Annotated in this window: 13 protein-coding genes; 5 read left to right on the forward strand and 8 right to left on the reverse strand. The window is 73.9% G+C overall.

Going from position 1 to position 14,545, the window contains the following annotated elements:
- Positions 1-100: 100 nt before the first annotated feature.
- A complete protein-coding gene (locus HNR61_RS17910) occupies positions 101-628 on the reverse strand; it encodes a hypothetical protein (RefSeq protein ID WP_182844281.1) in 528 nt (175 codons plus the stop codon).
- A 157-nt stretch (positions 629-785) separates the two neighbouring features.
- On the opposite strand from HNR61_RS17910, the gene HNR61_RS17915 reads away from it, so the two are divergent.
- Together HNR61_RS17915 and HNR61_RS17920 are read left to right on the forward strand one after the other, a co-directional pair.
- Positions 786-1,265, forward strand: a complete 480-nt coding sequence (locus HNR61_RS17915) for a DUF4352 domain-containing protein (protein WP_182844282.1) — start codon at positions 786-788, stop codon at positions 1,263-1,265.
- A 277-nt stretch (positions 1,266-1,542) separates the two neighbouring features.
- On the forward strand, positions 1,543-3,039 hold the full coding sequence (locus tag HNR61_RS17920) for an MFS transporter (protein WP_182844283.1): 1,497 nt from the start codon (positions 1,543-1,545) through the stop codon (positions 3,037-3,039).
- A 405-nt stretch (positions 3,040-3,444) separates the two neighbouring features.
- Here the strand turns inward: HNR61_RS17920 and HNR61_RS17925 are convergent, their stop codons facing one another.
- Together HNR61_RS17925 and fxsA are read right to left on the reverse strand one after the other, a co-directional pair.
- The gene (locus HNR61_RS17925) at positions 3,445-5,382 is read right to left on the reverse strand and encodes a tetratricopeptide repeat protein (protein WP_182844284.1); all 1,938 of its coding nucleotides are present in this window, start codon (positions 5,380-5,382) and stop codon (positions 3,445-3,447) included.
- Between the two features lie 178 nt (positions 5,383-5,560).
- Entirely contained in the window at positions 5,561-5,728 is a 168-nt protein-coding gene (gene fxsA, locus HNR61_RS17930; RefSeq protein ID WP_182844285.1) for an FxSxx-COOH cyclophane-containing RiPP peptide, read from the reverse strand.
- 216 nt (positions 5,729-5,944) lie between these two features.
- Between fxsA and fxsT the strand changes: the two genes are divergently transcribed.
- Positions 5,945-8,491, forward strand: a complete 2,547-nt coding sequence (gene fxsT / locus HNR61_RS17935; RefSeq protein WP_312897948.1) for an FxSxx-COOH system tetratricopeptide repeat protein — start codon at positions 5,945-5,947, stop codon at positions 8,489-8,491.
- Here the strand turns inward: fxsT and HNR61_RS17940 are convergent.
- The 4 genes from HNR61_RS17940 to HNR61_RS17955 all read right to left on the reverse strand — a co-directional run bounded on the left by HNR61_RS17940 (position 8,488) and on the right by HNR61_RS17955 (position 12,417).
- The gene (locus tag HNR61_RS17940; protein ID WP_182844286.1) at positions 8,488-9,813 is read right to left on the reverse strand and encodes an HEXXH motif domain-containing protein; all 1,326 of its coding nucleotides are present in this window, start codon (positions 9,811-9,813) and stop codon (positions 8,488-8,490) included. The genes fxsT and HNR61_RS17940 overlap by 4 nt on opposite strands.
- Entirely contained in the window at positions 9,810-11,081 is a 1,272-nt protein-coding gene (locus tag HNR61_RS17945; RefSeq protein ID WP_312897949.1) for an FxsB family cyclophane-forming radical SAM/SPASM peptide maturase, read from the reverse strand. The genes HNR61_RS17940 and HNR61_RS17945 overlap by 4 nt, the downstream gene beginning before the upstream one ends.
- A 72-nt stretch (positions 11,082-11,153) precedes the next feature.
- Positions 11,154-11,939 carry a class I SAM-dependent methyltransferase gene (locus HNR61_RS17950; protein ID WP_182844287.1) on the reverse strand — a complete coding sequence of 262 codons (786 nt, stop codon included), beginning with the start codon at positions 11,937-11,939 and terminating at the stop codon, positions 11,154-11,156.
- 169 nt (positions 11,940-12,108) lie between these two features.
- On the reverse strand, positions 12,109-12,417 hold the full coding sequence (locus HNR61_RS17955) for a hypothetical protein (protein ID WP_182844288.1): 309 nt from the start codon (positions 12,415-12,417) through the stop codon (positions 12,109-12,111).
- A gap of 154 nt (positions 12,418-12,571) precedes the next feature.
- Here HNR61_RS17955 and HNR61_RS17960 point away from each other — a divergent pair, with 154 nt between their 5' ends.
- Together HNR61_RS17960 and HNR61_RS17965 are read left to right on the forward strand one after the other, a co-directional pair.
- The gene (locus tag HNR61_RS17960; protein WP_182844289.1) at positions 12,572-12,949 is read left to right on the forward strand and encodes a helix-turn-helix domain-containing protein; all 378 of its coding nucleotides are present in this window, start codon (positions 12,572-12,574) and stop codon (positions 12,947-12,949) included.
- A gap of 147 nt (positions 12,950-13,096) precedes the next feature.
- On the forward strand, positions 13,097-13,369 hold the full coding sequence (locus HNR61_RS17965) for a hypothetical protein (protein WP_182844290.1): 273 nt from the start codon (positions 13,097-13,099) through the stop codon (positions 13,367-13,369).
- On the opposite strand, the gene HNR61_RS17970 is transcribed toward HNR61_RS17965, so the two are convergent.
- The gene (locus HNR61_RS17970) at positions 13,366-14,394 is read right to left on the reverse strand and encodes a DUF1906 domain-containing protein (RefSeq protein ID WP_182844291.1); all 1,029 of its coding nucleotides are present in this window, start codon (positions 14,392-14,394) and stop codon (positions 13,366-13,368) included. The two genes, HNR61_RS17965 and HNR61_RS17970, sit on opposite strands and share 4 nt — an antisense overlap.
- Positions 14,395-14,545 lie beyond the last annotated feature (151 nt).

Here is a 14,545-nt window from a genome sequence, read left to right on the forward strand (position 1 = left end):
CTGACCTCCTGCGATCTCCAGGTTCCTGGTGGGGCGAGCGGCCCGTCCGGCCCTCACCCCACCGGTCCGCCCTCCGGCATGACCGGGTGCGGGCGTCGGCTCACGCCCTGGTCAGGGTCCAGAACTGACCGACCCATGCCAGCAGTTCGACGAACATGAAGACCATGCCGACCACGAGCCACCACTGCAGTCGGCGAATCTTGAACTGGTTGGCGCGGGCCCACGCACCGAAATCCTGTATGAGCGTGCGGTAGAGGGCGTCGACGTCACGACCGTCGTCGATGGCCTGCAACAGAACGCCCGGTTGAACGACGAAATCCCAGCCGCGTCGTGGAGCGACGATGGCCAGGGCGCTCACCAGGACGACGGCGAGGGCGACCATACCCACCGCGGCCCACCATCCAAGATCTTGGTGGCGCTGTAGGGCGAAGCCTCCGAAGAGGGAGGTGACCAGCGCCGCGCCGGCGGTGAGCAGCGTTGCGCGAGTTCGCAGGCTGTCCAACGTGTTGATCTGCAGAGTCAGCACGCGGAGCGCCTCATCGTAGGCCACGATGAGCCGAGGGTCGGAAGCGGGTTGCCCGACAGGAGGAGTCGTCGACTCCGCGGACGTCGAGCCATCGTTGTTCACTGCTCGACGGTAGGCCAGAAAGCAACTCTTGCGAAGAGCGGGGCCAGTGATGGTCGCTGACAAGCCCCAACGGTGTGATTCCATATGGCCGTCACCGGTGAACGGGATTCTCGGTGTGCGCGTCACACCCATGCCACCCCCAGCACCGGGAGCGCCCGTGATCAAGCGTTTCGTGATCCCCTTCGTCGCTGTGTTCGTCCTCGCGACCGCCTGCGGGGGCGAGGACGAGCCCGTCCGCGTTCCGCCCGCCGCTCCGTCCGCCGACGGGGGTGGCGCGGCCAGCGGGACCGCCCGGGCGGAGAGGGCCGTGGTGAAGCTCGCCGCGGAGAAGACCAAGGCCCGGGAGACGGTGTTGAACGCAGGTGCGCCGTTGTCCTGTGTGAAGGTCACCGTGACCAACCAGGGCAGGCGGAACGTCACCGTGAGCCCCCTCTACTTCTCGATCACCGACGCCGAGGGAAAAAGGCATGACGGCGGTGAGGCGCTCGGCACCTACGAGAACCGGGTCCCCACCACCACCCTCGCGCCCGGCGGGAAGGCGACGGGCACGGTCTGCGGGAAGGGCGCGTTCGAGCCGAGGACCGTCGCGATGACCGACGAGGCGGTCCAGGAGATCGCCCGCGCCGAGGTCGGCTGAGTTCCCGGTTACGCGGCGAGATGAACCGCGGAACACCGGCGGCCCGCGGGCGGTCCAACGGGTATGCCACGTGAACCGGGGGACCTTGCCGTAGATCTAGCCGTTGCTGATCTTTTCCGCACCGGGTCCCGGGTAGACGGATCTCGGCGAATCGATCTTCGTGATTTCCGGGCCTCGGCGAGGCGCGATGGCTAAGCTTGCCCGCGTCCCTGTAGGACGCTGGCCGTTTCCCACCGCCGGAGCCCGGTCACCAGATGCTCTGGGGGAGAGGGAGAGGGTGATCGACCGTACCCTCCGCGCGTCACCGGCGAAGGCGCGGGGGACACCGTGGCCACGCGACTTCACACTGCTGTGGCGTGGCACGGCCGTCTCCCAGTTCGGGGCCGCCAACGCCGCGCTCACCGGACCCCTGCTGGCGCTCGCGCTGACCGGGTCGCCGGTGCTGGCCGGATGGGTCACCGCCTGCGGGGCGCTGCCGCGCATCGCGCTGCTGCTCCCGGCGGGGGTGCTGGTCGACCGGTGGGACCGCCGCCGCGTGATGATCGGCAGCCAGCTCGTACGGATCGCCGCCATCGTGGTGCTGCTGGGCGCGGTGCTGCTGCTGGACGCCTCCCCCTGGCTGATCGCGGTCTGCGCCGCGGTGCAGGGGGCCTGCACCACCTTCTACACCACCGCCGAGACCGCCGCCGTGCCCACCCTGGTCGAGCCCGGGCGGCTGCCGCGCGCCATCGGCCGCAACGAGACCCGGCTGCACGCGGCCGAGATGACCGGACGGTCCGGGGGCGGGCTGCTGTTCGGGCTGTGGCACGGTCTGCCCCCGCTCGCCGACATCGCCAGCGCGCTGACCGCGGTGCTGATGCTGCTCCGGATGCGGGGCCGGACGCCGCGTCCCGCGCGGGCCGCCCCGGCGCGCTTCGGCGACCTGGCCCGCGACCTGGGCGAGGGGTTCGGGCACCTGTGGGGCGACCGGCTCCTGCGGCGGGTGCTGCTGGTGTGCACCGTGACTAACTTCCTCTTCCAGAACCTGCCGCTGCTGCTGCTCTTCCTGGGGCGCGAACGCCACCTGCCCGGTGTGGTGGTCGGACTGCTGTGCGCGGCGTCCGGGCTGGGCGGGCTGGTGGGCGCGTCCGTCGCGTCCCGGCGGCGGTGGGTCCGCCCGGCCCGGCTGGTCATCGGCTGCGTGTGGGCCTGGGCGCTGCTGTCGGCCGGGCTGGCGCTCGCCGGGACCGTCTCCTCGGGCCTGCTGCTGGTGGCGCTCCCGCTGGCCTCGGGCTGCATCGGGTTCGTGGGGGCGCACCTGAACGTGGCCCTGGGCGTCTACCAGGCCACCGCGGTCTCGCCCGGCATGCTCGGCCGGGTGGTCAGCGCCAACCGCTTCTTCACCGGCGGCGCGGTCCCGCTGGGCGCGATGTTCAGCGGCTACCTGGTCACCTCCGTGGGTCTGCGGCAGGTCCCGACGATCGTCGCGGTGGTGGTCGGCACGCTGGCGCTGCTGCTCACCCTGCGGACCTTGCTGGACGCGCGCGGCGCCGGCCCCAACCGCCTGGGGACGGCGCGGGCGGTCCTGGCGCTCGGGCCGGCGTTCACCCTGCGGATCGTGTCGAGGGCGCGGGACTCGGCCGGGGGCGGTCGGGAGGCTCTTCGGGGCGCGGCGCGGGCACGAGCGGCGGGCCGGGCAGCACGGTGTCGGACACCACCTGCCAGCCCTCCAGGATCCGCCGCTGGGTCTCCTCGGGCCCCGTGGTCTGAGCCGCTCCCGGCTGCACGTGACTGAACGTCCCGCTGACGGCCGCGTTCAGGGCGTCGAGTTCCGCGCGGGTCTCGACCGGGCACAGCGGGCGCAGCCGGGCCAGCGCCTTCAACGCCTCGGTGTACTGCGCGCGGGCACGTTTCAGCAGGTCACCGGCTGACTCTTCGGCGACGGCGATGGGGTGGGGGCGGCGCGCCTCCAGGATGAGTCGCGCGGTCACGCCGAACTCCAGCACCGCCGCCCGCGCCTGTTCGGTGACCTCCTCCAGACGCTCCCGCCGGGCCCGCTCCTCGTCGGCGGCGCGCTGCGCGGCCTCGGCGGCCCGCTGCCCTTCGGCGCGGGCCTGCTCGGCGGCCAGGTTCTGCCGGGTGGTCAGGACCGTCACGACCCCGGTGATCAGGACGCCCAGCAGGGCGGCGGCCGCCGCGATCAGTGCCGTCGCCATCGGCGTCCCCTCCGCTGGTCGGCCATCTCCATCACGCGCTCGGCGTCGGGCCGCTGGTGCGGCGGCAGCGGCGGGTCGTCGGCCGACAGCGCCTGCCGCGCCAGCCCCGCGGCGCGTTCCGGCTCGCCCAGCCGCAGCAGGGCACGGGCACCGGTCAGCAGCACCGCGCCGCTCTGGGGGTCCCGGGCCACCGCCGCGCGCACGCCGCGCCGGGCGGCCTCGGCGTCCCCGATCGTGGCCTGCGCCAGCGCGCGGGTGGCCTCGTCGGACGGGGCGAACGGCCCGGACCTGATCCGCGAGTACTCGCGCAGGGCGCGTTCGGCGAACGTGCGGTCGTCGCTGTCGGCGAGGGCGGCGGCCAGCGCCCGCTGCGGCACCAGCGGGTCGTCGGCGCGCCGCACGGCCTTGTCCAGCAGGCTCACCGCCTGGGTGCGCATCCCCGCCTGCTTGAGGGCGACGCCGAGCCAGGTCTGCACGGCCGGGTTGTTGGGGTCGCGGTGGATCGCGTGCTCCAGCCACTCCACGGCCTCGTGCGGGTCCCCGGCGTCGAGGGCGACCCAGCCGCGCGCGGCCAGCAGCAGCACCGCCCGGGACTGGTCGCGGACCCGGTCGAACAGCCCGGAGGCGGCCTCGTAGTGCTGCTTGGCGTCGTCCGGCCGCCGCCGCAGCACGGCGATCCCGCCGAGCAGCGTCTCGGTCTCGGCGGGGGTGCCGGGGAGGACGGCCGACGGTTTCGTGGCCGCCAGCGCGAGCCGTTCGGCCCGGCCGAGATCGCCGGTGACGAACGTCCCGGCGGCGGCGTTCAGGACGCTCTCGGCGGTGGGGGCGGCCCGCGGCCACCGGTCGGGGTCCCACGGCCGCAGCGCGTCCTCCAGCAGCGGATGGCGCAGCCGGTAGGGGTGCGCGCGGTCCTCCGCCCGCCGGGTCAGCAGGTACCGGTCCTCCAGCGCGTGCAGCACCGCCTCGGTGACGGCGCCCCGGGCCTCGCCCGCCGGCCGTCGCAGCCAGTCGGCCAGGTCGGGCCGGTCCACGTCGTGGTCGGCGGCGACATCGGCCAGCGCCCGTTCCCCGAACGCCCGCAGCGCCCGCCTCACCTCGGCGGGCAGCTCGGACCCGGCGGGCGGATCGGGCGAACCCCACAGCCGGGCGCACGCCACCTGCAGCAGGACGGGATCGACGTCGCCGCCGCCCAGCCGTTCCAGCAGGTCGGGCGTCCACGGCACGTCGAACCGCCGTCCGGCCCCGCGCAGCGACCCCCGCACCACCTCCCGGGCGGCCTCGGCCGGCAGCGGTCCCAGCGCGAACTGCGCGTACTCGACCTCGTCCAGTTGCTTGGCCACACGCAGCACCGCGTCCAGCTGGTCGGTCCGCACGACCACCAGCAGGTGGGTCCGGGGCCGCTGGAGCAGCGCCGCGCACAGCTCCTCCAGGAACAGCCTCCGGTGCCGGCGCAGCGGGCCGTCGCCCCGGGTGATCCGCTCGGCCTGGTCGATGGCCGCCAGCGTGGGCTGCGCCGCGCCGCGCCGGTCGGCCCGCTCGCGGCGCTGGAGGAACCCGGCCAGGGACGTGGCGGCGAGCCGGGCGGGTGACTCCTCGGGCGCCCAGGAGCGCAGGAGGGTGAGCGAGTAGGGGTTGATCCGGGGGAGCGCGGCGACGGGATCGGCGGCGGTGGACTCACCGGGCGGCAGCACGTTGGCGCCCTCGGCGCGCAGCGCGGGAACGAGCCCGGCGCGCAGCAGCGAGGTCTTGCCGGTCCCGGTGTCGCCGTGCAGGACGGTCAGCCGGTTGGCGCGCCAGAGGCGGGCCACCTCCTCGGTCGCGTCGCGGCGGCCGAAGAACATCCCCTGCTCGTGGACGTCGAAGGGCCGCGGCCCGACGAACGGGCCCGGACGTCGCGGGAAAGGAGGGGAGGATGCTGTCATGGGGGCGGCTCTCGGTCACCGGGAATGGTGTCGTTCAATGGGACGGGAATTCGGCGCAGGGCCATATACCGGGACGCCCCCGGCGCGTTCCCCTGGTCCTGCGATGGTACGGCTCCTGCCGCCGGGCCGTGCCGCGACCCGTCATGCGGCCGGTTCCGGCCGTCGACGCACGGTCCCGTTACGAGTTGTCGAAGCCCGCGACCACCTCCGTCTCGCCGGGGGCCGGGTCGAGTACCTCGCGCAACGCCCACGCGATGGTGCCGTCGTCAAGATCGTCCAGGTCGTGGAGGGTGAGGCCGGAGATGTCGACAAGACCACTGGCCGGTACGGCGGTCTGTTCTGGCATATGCGCTCCCTGTGCGCCGTCATCTGTCTTCGATGGTCGCGTCCGGTCGGGGCGCTGACAATAGCGCGATCGCCATTCCCGTATTCGGTGGACCGGAATGGGTCAGGGTGTCGGCCGGAATTGGTAAGGGGCGAAGCGGCCTGTTGATGGTTCAAAAGAACGTTTATTGTCTTTACCCTGGCGAAGTCAGCACGCCGGTACCGGGAGGCGGGTCGCGTGACGAGTGTGGAGCCGAAACCACGGCGTTCCTCGGCCGTTCCCACGATCTGGGGCCGGGTGCCGCCGAAGAACAAGAACTTCACCGGCCGTGAGGACCTGCTGACACGGCTGCGGGAGGGGATCGCCGGCGGGGACGGCGGGCAGGTCACCGCCGTCGTTCCGCATGCGCTGCACGGCCTGGGCGGGGTCGGCAAGACCCAGCTGGCGGTCGAGTACGCCTACCGCTACCGGTCCGAGTACGACCTGGTGTGGTGGATCTCCGCCGAGCAGCCCGGACTGGCGCGCTCGACGCTGGCACAGCTCGCCCTGGAGGCCCCCGACCTGGGCGTGCCCGACCCGGCCACGCGGGGCATCGAGGAGGCCGCCGACCGCGTGCTGAACGCGCTGCGCCGCGGCGACCCCTACGACCGCTGGTTGTTGATCTTCGACAACGCCGACGAGCCCGAGGAGATCAACGACATCGTGCCGCGCGGCGGGCCCGGCCACGTACTGATCACATCGCGCAACCATCGGTGGGAGAGCGTCGTGGAGACGCTGCCGGTGGACGTGTTCACCCGCGAGGAGAGCGTGGCGTTCCTGATCGCACGGGTGCGCCGGGGGCTCACCGAGCAGGACGCCGACCGGCTGGCGGAGGCGCTGGGCGACCTGCCGCTGGCGCTGGAGCAGGCCGGGGCGCTCCAGGCCGAGACCGGCATGTCGGTGGAGGAGTACCTGCGGCTCCTGGAGGACCACACCGGTCAGGTCCTCGACGAGGGCAAGCCCAGCGAGTACCCGCTGTCGATGACGGCGGCGTGGGCGCTGTCGGTGTCGAACCTCCAGCAGCGCCGCCCCGAGGCCATGGAACTGCTGCGCTGCTGCGCCTTCTTCGGCCCCGAGCCGATCCCCCGCGGGGTGTTCACCCGGACCGACGACCCGGCCGTGCGGCCGGAACTGCGTGCCCTGCTGGGCGCGCCCCTCGGGCTCAGCAAGGCCATCAGCGAACTGGGCCGTTACGCCCTCGTGCGGATCGACGACAGCCGCAACATCCAGGTGCACCGGCTGATCCAGGCGCTGCTGCGCGAGGAGATGGGACAGGAGGAGCAGGCCCGCATCCGCGCCGAGGTGCACGCGCTGCTGGCCGCGTTCGCCCCGGAGAACCCTTCCGACTCCAACGCCTGGCCGCGCTACTCCGAGCTGCTGGCCCACGTCCTCCCCGCCCGGCTCCTGGAGAGCCGCGAACCGAAGGTGCGGGGGCTCGCGCTGGACACGCTGAACTACCTGTTCGCCTCGGGGAACTACCGGTCGGCCAACCGGTACGTCGACACGATGATCAGGTCGTGGACGCGGGACGCCACCGGCCCGCCGGACCTGGACGTCCTGCGGGCCCGGCACGTGCAGGGCAACCTGCGCCGCGAGATCGGCCAGTACGAGGACGCCTACCAGCTCGACGTCAGCACGCTGCGGCAACTCGACGAGACGGTCGGACCCGAACACGAGTTCACCCTGATCCTGCACAACAGCATCGGCGCCGACCTGCGGGCGCGCGGCGACTTCCCGGAGGCCCGCGAGCACGACGAGCGGTCGTTGGCGCTGCATCGGGCCGCGCTGGGCGAGAACGACCTGCGCACGCTGCGCGCGATGAACAGCCTGGCTCTCGACCACGGCCTCACCAGCGCCTACCTCAGGTCGAAGGAGCTGCACGAGGAGGCGTACGAACGACTGCTGGCGCTGGACGACATCCCCCCGGTGACCCGGGTGGTGTTCTGGAACGGGCTGGCCCGCGCGGTCCGGCTGTGTGGTGACTACATCTCGGCCGGCGACGTGGGCACCGACGCCTACTCGTTCGCCCGGCAGGTGCGCGCCGACCACCCGTGGACCCTGCGCACCGCCCGCGACCTGGCCATCGCCCGGCTCCGCGCCGGAGAGACCGAGGAGGCCCTGGAACTGGCCGAGGACGTCCACGCCCGCTGCGTCCGGCAGTTCGGGCTCGACACCCCCGACACCCTCGCCTCCGCCGTGAACCTGGCCAACGTCCTGCGCTCCGCGGGCCGGGCCCAGGAGGCGTTCAACCTGGCCCGGGACACCATGAACCGTTATCCGCGGATCTATGGCGACCAGCACCCCTTCCACCACGGCTGCGCCAGCAACGTGGCGGTGCTGCACCGCGTGCTGGGCGACCCGGAGGCGGCCCGCAGGCTGAACGAGCGGTCGCTGGCGGGCCTGGAGGCCAAGCTGAGCCGCGACCACCACTACACCCTCACCGTCGCCGTGAACCTGGCCAGCGACCTGGCCGCGCTGGGCGAGCGGGAGTCGGCCGTGCGGCTCGGCCGCGGCACGCTGCGGCGGCTGCGCGCGCTGCTCGGCGAGGACCATCCGACGACGCTGGCGGGCGCGGCGAACCTGTCGGCCGACCTGCTGGCGTCCGGCCTGAAGGAGGAGGCCGAGACCCTGCGGGCCGACACCCTCGACCGGTACGCGCGGACGCTGACGCTGGACCACCGGGACGCCGAGGTGTTCCTGGAGGGACGCCACCTGGACTGCGACTTCGACCCGCCGCCGATCTAGGTCGCCCGCTGGAGGGCCGGGAGCGGGCCGTTGCGCTCCCGCCAGTCCGCCAGCCGGCGGGCCTCGGCCGCGCGCGCCGCGGCGAGCGCGGCGGGCGGCACCGGCTCGGCCGCCCAGTCCTCCAGCGTGCGGGTCATGCCCGCGACGAAGACCCGGCCGTGCGGCGTGAGCCCGCCGCTCGCCGCCAGGGTGCGGCACACCCACAGCGCGGCGTCGCGCCAGCGGGCGAAGCAGGTGTGCGCGTACGTCGCCATGTCGCCGCTCTCGTGGTGCCGCTGCCGACGCCAGAAACCGGCGATGCCCAGATGGGCGTAGGCGCCCTGGAGCAGCCCCGCGACCGGGCGCGGGTCGTCGCGCCACGGGGCCCGGTAGCGGGCGCCGTCGTCGGGCGCCGTCAGCGGCACCGCGTCCAGCAGGGCGGTCAGCTTGGTGTGCTGCACCTCGTGCGCGAACGTGACGGCGAAGAAGTGCCGGTGCGGCGGCTCGGACAGGCCGATCCCGCCGAACGCGTGCTGGGCGGTCGCGCTGGACTGCCCGCCGCCCTCCGGCGCCGGCAGCGGGCTGAGGGTGCGCAGGACCGCCGCCGTCTCCGCGCAGATCGTCCAGTGCCGGGGGACCAGCAGCTCCCACGCCCCGCGCAGGGTGGCCCGCCAGCGCTCCACCTCCGCCTCCGGCAGCCGGTCGCCGAGGCGGGCGGTGCCGGGCATCCGGTACGGGTCGTGGTCGTCCAGCAGCAGGTCCAGGCGGCGGCCCCCGCTCTCGGCGGTCAGCCGGCGCAGCGCCTGCCAGCCGGGCGCGTCGCGGTGCGGGTCGGCCGGGACGGCGACGGAGGCGTCGCCGCCGGTCACCGCCGCGCCGTGCGGGCCGCTCCGCACCCGCGCCGTGGTCGCGCCGGGCAGCAGCGCGCGCCCCAGCGACGGCAGCGTCACCGCGCCGTCCCGCACCGGCACCCCGATCTCGGCCGGGAACCGCGCACGGACGGCCGCCGCGGCGGCGAGCAGGGCCATCCCGTCGGCCCGGGGGTCATCGGAACGCCCGTCCTCCAGCGCCCGCGCGGTGCGCCACGCCCACACCCCGACGGTCGGGTACCGCAGCACCCGGTCGGCGGCCTCCCGGTCGTTCTTCTGGACCTCCTTGAGGAGGTCGTAGCCGGTCGCGGTGCGCGGGGCCAGGGCACGGATGTGGCGGACCAGCAGCAGGTGCTTGCCGTGCTGGACGGCGTTCAGCAGTTCGAGGGCGGCGTTCCCGCCGGAGCCCGCCGCGAGCGCGCGCAGGATCTCGTCGGGCACCGTGCGCCCGGGTGCGGTGTGCGGGGACGTCATCGCCCGCCTTTCCGCAGCGCGGCCACGTCGCGGGCCACGGCCGCGTGGATGTGGGTGATCAGCCGGTAGAGGTCGGGGCAGTACACCGACGGGTTGCGGAAGCCGCTGCCCGCCCGGTGCCGGTGCGGGTAGAGCCCGCCGCCGCACACCGGGCGCAGCGCGCAGGCCGTGCAGCGCTCCGACAGCGCGCGGACGCCGATCTGCCGGGCGACGATCGGCGGCAGCAGCAGCGCGGCGTCGAACGCGTCGCGCAGCACGTGCAGCGCCGTCGCGGCGGCCCCGTCGTAGGCGGCCTTGAGCGAGTCCACCTGCTCCAGCGACCCGTCGGTCTCCACCACCACCATCGCGGCGGGCGACAGCCCGACCGACTCGCTGCGCGAGGGGCGGCCCAGCAGCAGCCGGATGATCTCGCCGAACAGCCGGACCCGGGTCTCGCGGGCCGGGACGCGGTACCAGCGGTCGAACACCGCCGCCAGCCAGTCGCCGTAGGGGGTGGCGGGGTCGTCCGGGACGCGGCCCGGGGGCGGGGCGTCCCAGGTGCCGTGCGGCAGGTGGAAGTCCACCATGGGCGGGTCGAACTCCAGCAGCGCCTCGTAGGTGGCGACCGGGTCGTTGCGCAGGTCGATCGTGCACAGCAGGCCGCCGAACAGGTGCCGGTAGCGGGGCGCGGTCAGCCGCTCCAGCCCGGCCCGCACGTCGGCGTGGCTGCCCCGGCCGCCCCTGCGGCGGCGGTGCCGGTCGTGCCCGGCCTCGTCGCCGTCCAGGCTGACGCCGACCCGCACGTCGAACTCCGCCAGCAGGTCCAGGAACAGGGTGTCGAGCAGGGTGGCGTTGGTCTGGACCGACAGCGCGCACTCGACGCCGCCGGGGACCGCCGCGCGCAGCGTCGCCAGGGTGTACCGCAGGTGTTCCACGCCCGCCAGCAGCGGTTCGCCGCCGTGCAGGATGATCTCGACGCGGGTCAGGCCGTGCGCGCGGGCGTGCTCGGCGATGCGCCCGGCGACGGCCGCCACGACCGGCCGGGACATCCGGCGCGGCCGGGCGCGCCAGCCCTGGTCGGCCATCTCGTACAGGTAGCAGTAGTCGCAGGCCAGGTTGCAGCGGCCGTGCACCTTGACGATGAACTGCCGGAACGGGGTCGGCCGCCAGCCCTCCGCCAGCAGCGCGCCGACGTCGAGGGTCGCGGGCCACTCGGTCCCGGCCCGGTCGTTGGGGCCGACGTCGATGGCCACGCTGACCAGCTCCCCGATGAGATCCGAGCGCGGCACTGCGCGGGGCTGTTGTCGTTGATCAGTCTGCTCTGTCAGAAAGGCCGTCAAACCTGGACGGACCGGTCCCGGTCACCCCCCGTTCGGGGCGGGCCGGGTGACGCGGAGTTTGGACTGCTTGTGGGGGTTCTTCTCCCAGTCGTCCATCAGCCGGGCGGTCAGGCCGTGCTTTTCGGCCAGGGCCGTCAGGCTCTCGGTGCGGTAATAGAAGTCCTCGCGCAGGACGTGGTGCTCCCGGCCCGTGGTCCGGTTGAAGGTGAAGTCGAAGAAGCCGTCCGGGGCGAGCAGCCGGTCCACGTGGGCCAGGCACTCGTCGATGACCTCCGGCGGCGAGTGCGAGAAGACGCTGTGGGCGTGGATCACGTCGAAGTGCCCCTCCGGCAGGAACGCCAGGCGCAGGTCGCGGACCGGGGTCAGGTGCGGCAGGCGGTCCTGGAGGCCGTTCCGGGTCACCGTCTCCTGCGCGGCGAACAGGATGTCGGGGGAGATGTCCACGCCGTAGTAGTGGCCCGGCTCCAGGTGGCCGATGAACAGGTGGCCCGCGCGCAGGTTGCCGCAGCCGATCTCCAGCATGCGGTGCGACGGCTTCAGCCCGTGGGACAGCAGGTAGTCGAACTGGAGGCGGCCGATCGCGAGCCAGTGGTCGTGGTCGGCGGTGCCGACGGCGCCGTAGGGGCTGCGGGCGGCGTCGGAGCGCATCACCGCGCGGTAGTAGGCGACGTGGTCGCGTGCACGCAGCCGCAGCCAGGTGTCGCGGGCGAGGCGGCGGGCGTAGGGGGCGATGCGGTCGGGGTTGCGGGCGGCGTAGCGGAGACGGTGGGCGATGCTGGCGCGGTTGCGTGACAGGCGTTCGGTCATCGCCTCAGTGAAGAACGGACCGGCCCGCCTGACAAGGACGGGGGCGGCGTGTCGGGAGGTGTGTCGACCCGGGGAGTCCCGGCACGCCGTGCCCCCGCCGGTCCTGCGCGTCCGTCGGCTCCGTGGTGCCCGCCGGCTCCGTGGTGCCCGCCGGTTCGCGGAGCGCCCGTCAGTTCAGCACGGTCGCCCAGAGGGTGACGGCCGCCGAGGCCGCCGCGGCGAGCATCGACAGCAGGGCCACCGTGTGGCGGAAGCGGGCCTCCAGATGGCCGCGGGTGACCTGCTCGCGTTCGGCGCGGGTCAGGCGGTCCTCCACCTCGGAGAGCAGACGGACCTGATCGGTGATCTGGCGTTCGTGGTGTTCGTCGCGCTGGAGCAGGAGGGCGAGCTGGCCCTCCAGGCTGGTGAGCCGGACGTCCATCCCCCGCCGCAGCTCGGCCAGCGCCAGTTCGACGGTGAGGGGTCCTTCCTGGTGCACTGTCCCACCCCTTCGGTCGTGGGCCTGCCCCTCAGCCTAGGAATGACCCGGTAAGACATCAAGGGATGACCGGAAATAACAAGAAATAGCGATGAAGGAAATATGCACCCGCCGGTTACTGGATGTTCCTTACTGTTTCCGCCATCCTGAAGGCATGGCCGGAGAGCTGGACCGGGAGCGGGTCGCCAAGTACGTGGTGGCGCGCCGTGGCTCGCTCGGCCTCACCCAGGAGCGGCTGGCCGAGCAGGCCGGGGTGACGGTCAAGACGATCTACAACCTGGAGTCCGCCGGGCGCTGGCCGCAGGCGCGGACCCGGGCCGCCGTCGAGGCCGCGCTGCGCTGGCGGCCCGGCGACCTGGCCCGGATCGGCGAGGGCGGCGAGCCGGCCGGCGCGGTGTCGCTGGGCGAGGCGCTGCGCGAGCTGGAGGAGCTCGACTCCTACTTCGCCGACCTGCGCGCCGACGAGGGCGGGAGGCGGCGGATGGCGCTGGCGTTCCTGCGCGCGCTGTACGGGGAGCCCGACGGCCGGTGACTTTCCTCGCAGTCTGAAAAAGTTTCTGGAACTGACTGGTTGTTGCGCCCTTGACAACCGGCCAGACTGGGAAGGCCGGTCCAGGTCAGGAGCGCCGCCCCGCACCCCTCCGGGCGGCGGATCCCCGGTCGCGAAGGAGAGTCCGTGATGCGCGTACGCGCGACCTGTGTCCGGTGGGCGCTCGGCACCGCGACGGCCTGCGCGGGGGCCGCCGCGGTCGCCGTCGCCGCCCCCGTGGCCCTTCCGCCGGACGTGCTGCGCGCGACGCTGGCGTCCGCCGCCGTCGTCGTGCTGAGCGCGGCGGTGTGGGCCTACCGCGACCTGCGCGCCCGGCAGCGCCGCATCCTGCGCCACATGGAGACCCAGACGCGGGTGCTGCACAGCGCCGCCCGCGCGGCGGGCCGCCTGGAGGACCGCTAGCCCTTCCAGAACAGCAGCCTGGCGCCGCCACCGGTGATCCGCGCCGGGGCCGGGCCGTGCTGGAACACCTGGAGCCGGACGCGGCGGTCCTTGCCGACGACGTCGGCGGCGAGGCCGTACAGCAGGTTCGTCTCCTCGCCCGCCGCCGTGAAGTCCCGCACCGGCCCCGCGTCGAACCGGTCCGGCGCGGCGGCCTCGGCCTCGACCGCGCGGGCCCGCAGACGCGTGCCCTCGGGCAGGCCCCGCACCCGCACCGCGGCGGTCAGCGCGTACCGCGCGGGCCCCGACAGCACGTCCGGTCCGCCCGCGGGGTGCTGGTCGTCGCCGTCGGCGTACTCCCGGTCCCACGTCACGGTCGTCCACACGCCGGGCGGCAGCTCCTGTTCGGCGGCGAGGCCGACCGAGACGTAGCCGGGCCGGTCCTCCTCCCGGGGCGGCGCGTCGCCCACGCGCCACTGGCCGTAGTCGTCGGCGACCGCGCGGTTGTAGTCGACGCTCACGCCGTTGAGCCGGTGCTCGTTGGAGTACTGCTGGAGCTGCGCCCGCCGGTCCCAGCGGCCGCCCGACCAGGCGTAGGTCTGCCACGCCCACGCGGCCCTGCCCGCGTCCAGGGCGCGCTTCACCGGCCCGTACCCGCCGTACAGGCCGACCCGGAAGCGCCCGAGCACGCCGGCCGCGCCGTCCAGGTAGGCGTTGATCGCCGCCTGGTGGGAGGGCCCGGCGTCGAAGTCGACGGCGAAGTAGATCGGCCGCCCGGCGGGCATGCCGACGGCGCTCGCCTGCCGCTGCGCCTCGCGGGCGTCGGCGACCCCGCCCGCCCGGCCCGACAGCGCCCGGCTGGCGGTGGTCTCCCACACCACCACCAGCCAGATCCCGGCCCGCGACAGCTCCTCGGCCTCGGCGCGGGTCAGGTTCTTGCCGGTGCGGTCATGGGACAGGTAGCGGCACACGAACTTCGCCCCGGCGCGCTTCAGCGCCGCCGGGCCGGGACGTCCCCACGCGTAGTCGATCCCGAAAACGGCCATGCGCGCGATGATCCCCCAACGGCCGGCGGCATGCCACCGCACGGCCGGGGAGGCTTTCCTTGCCCCGCGCGGATGACCAAAGGTTGACGTCACCATGGGTGAGGACACGCCGACGGGGCGCTAGGTGATCTTCGGTGGCCGGGTTACAACG

It is taken from the genome of Actinomadura kijaniata (assembly GCF_014138665.1).
Lineage (GTDB): Bacteria > Actinomycetota > Actinomycetes > Streptosporangiales > Streptosporangiaceae > Spirillospora > Spirillospora kijaniata.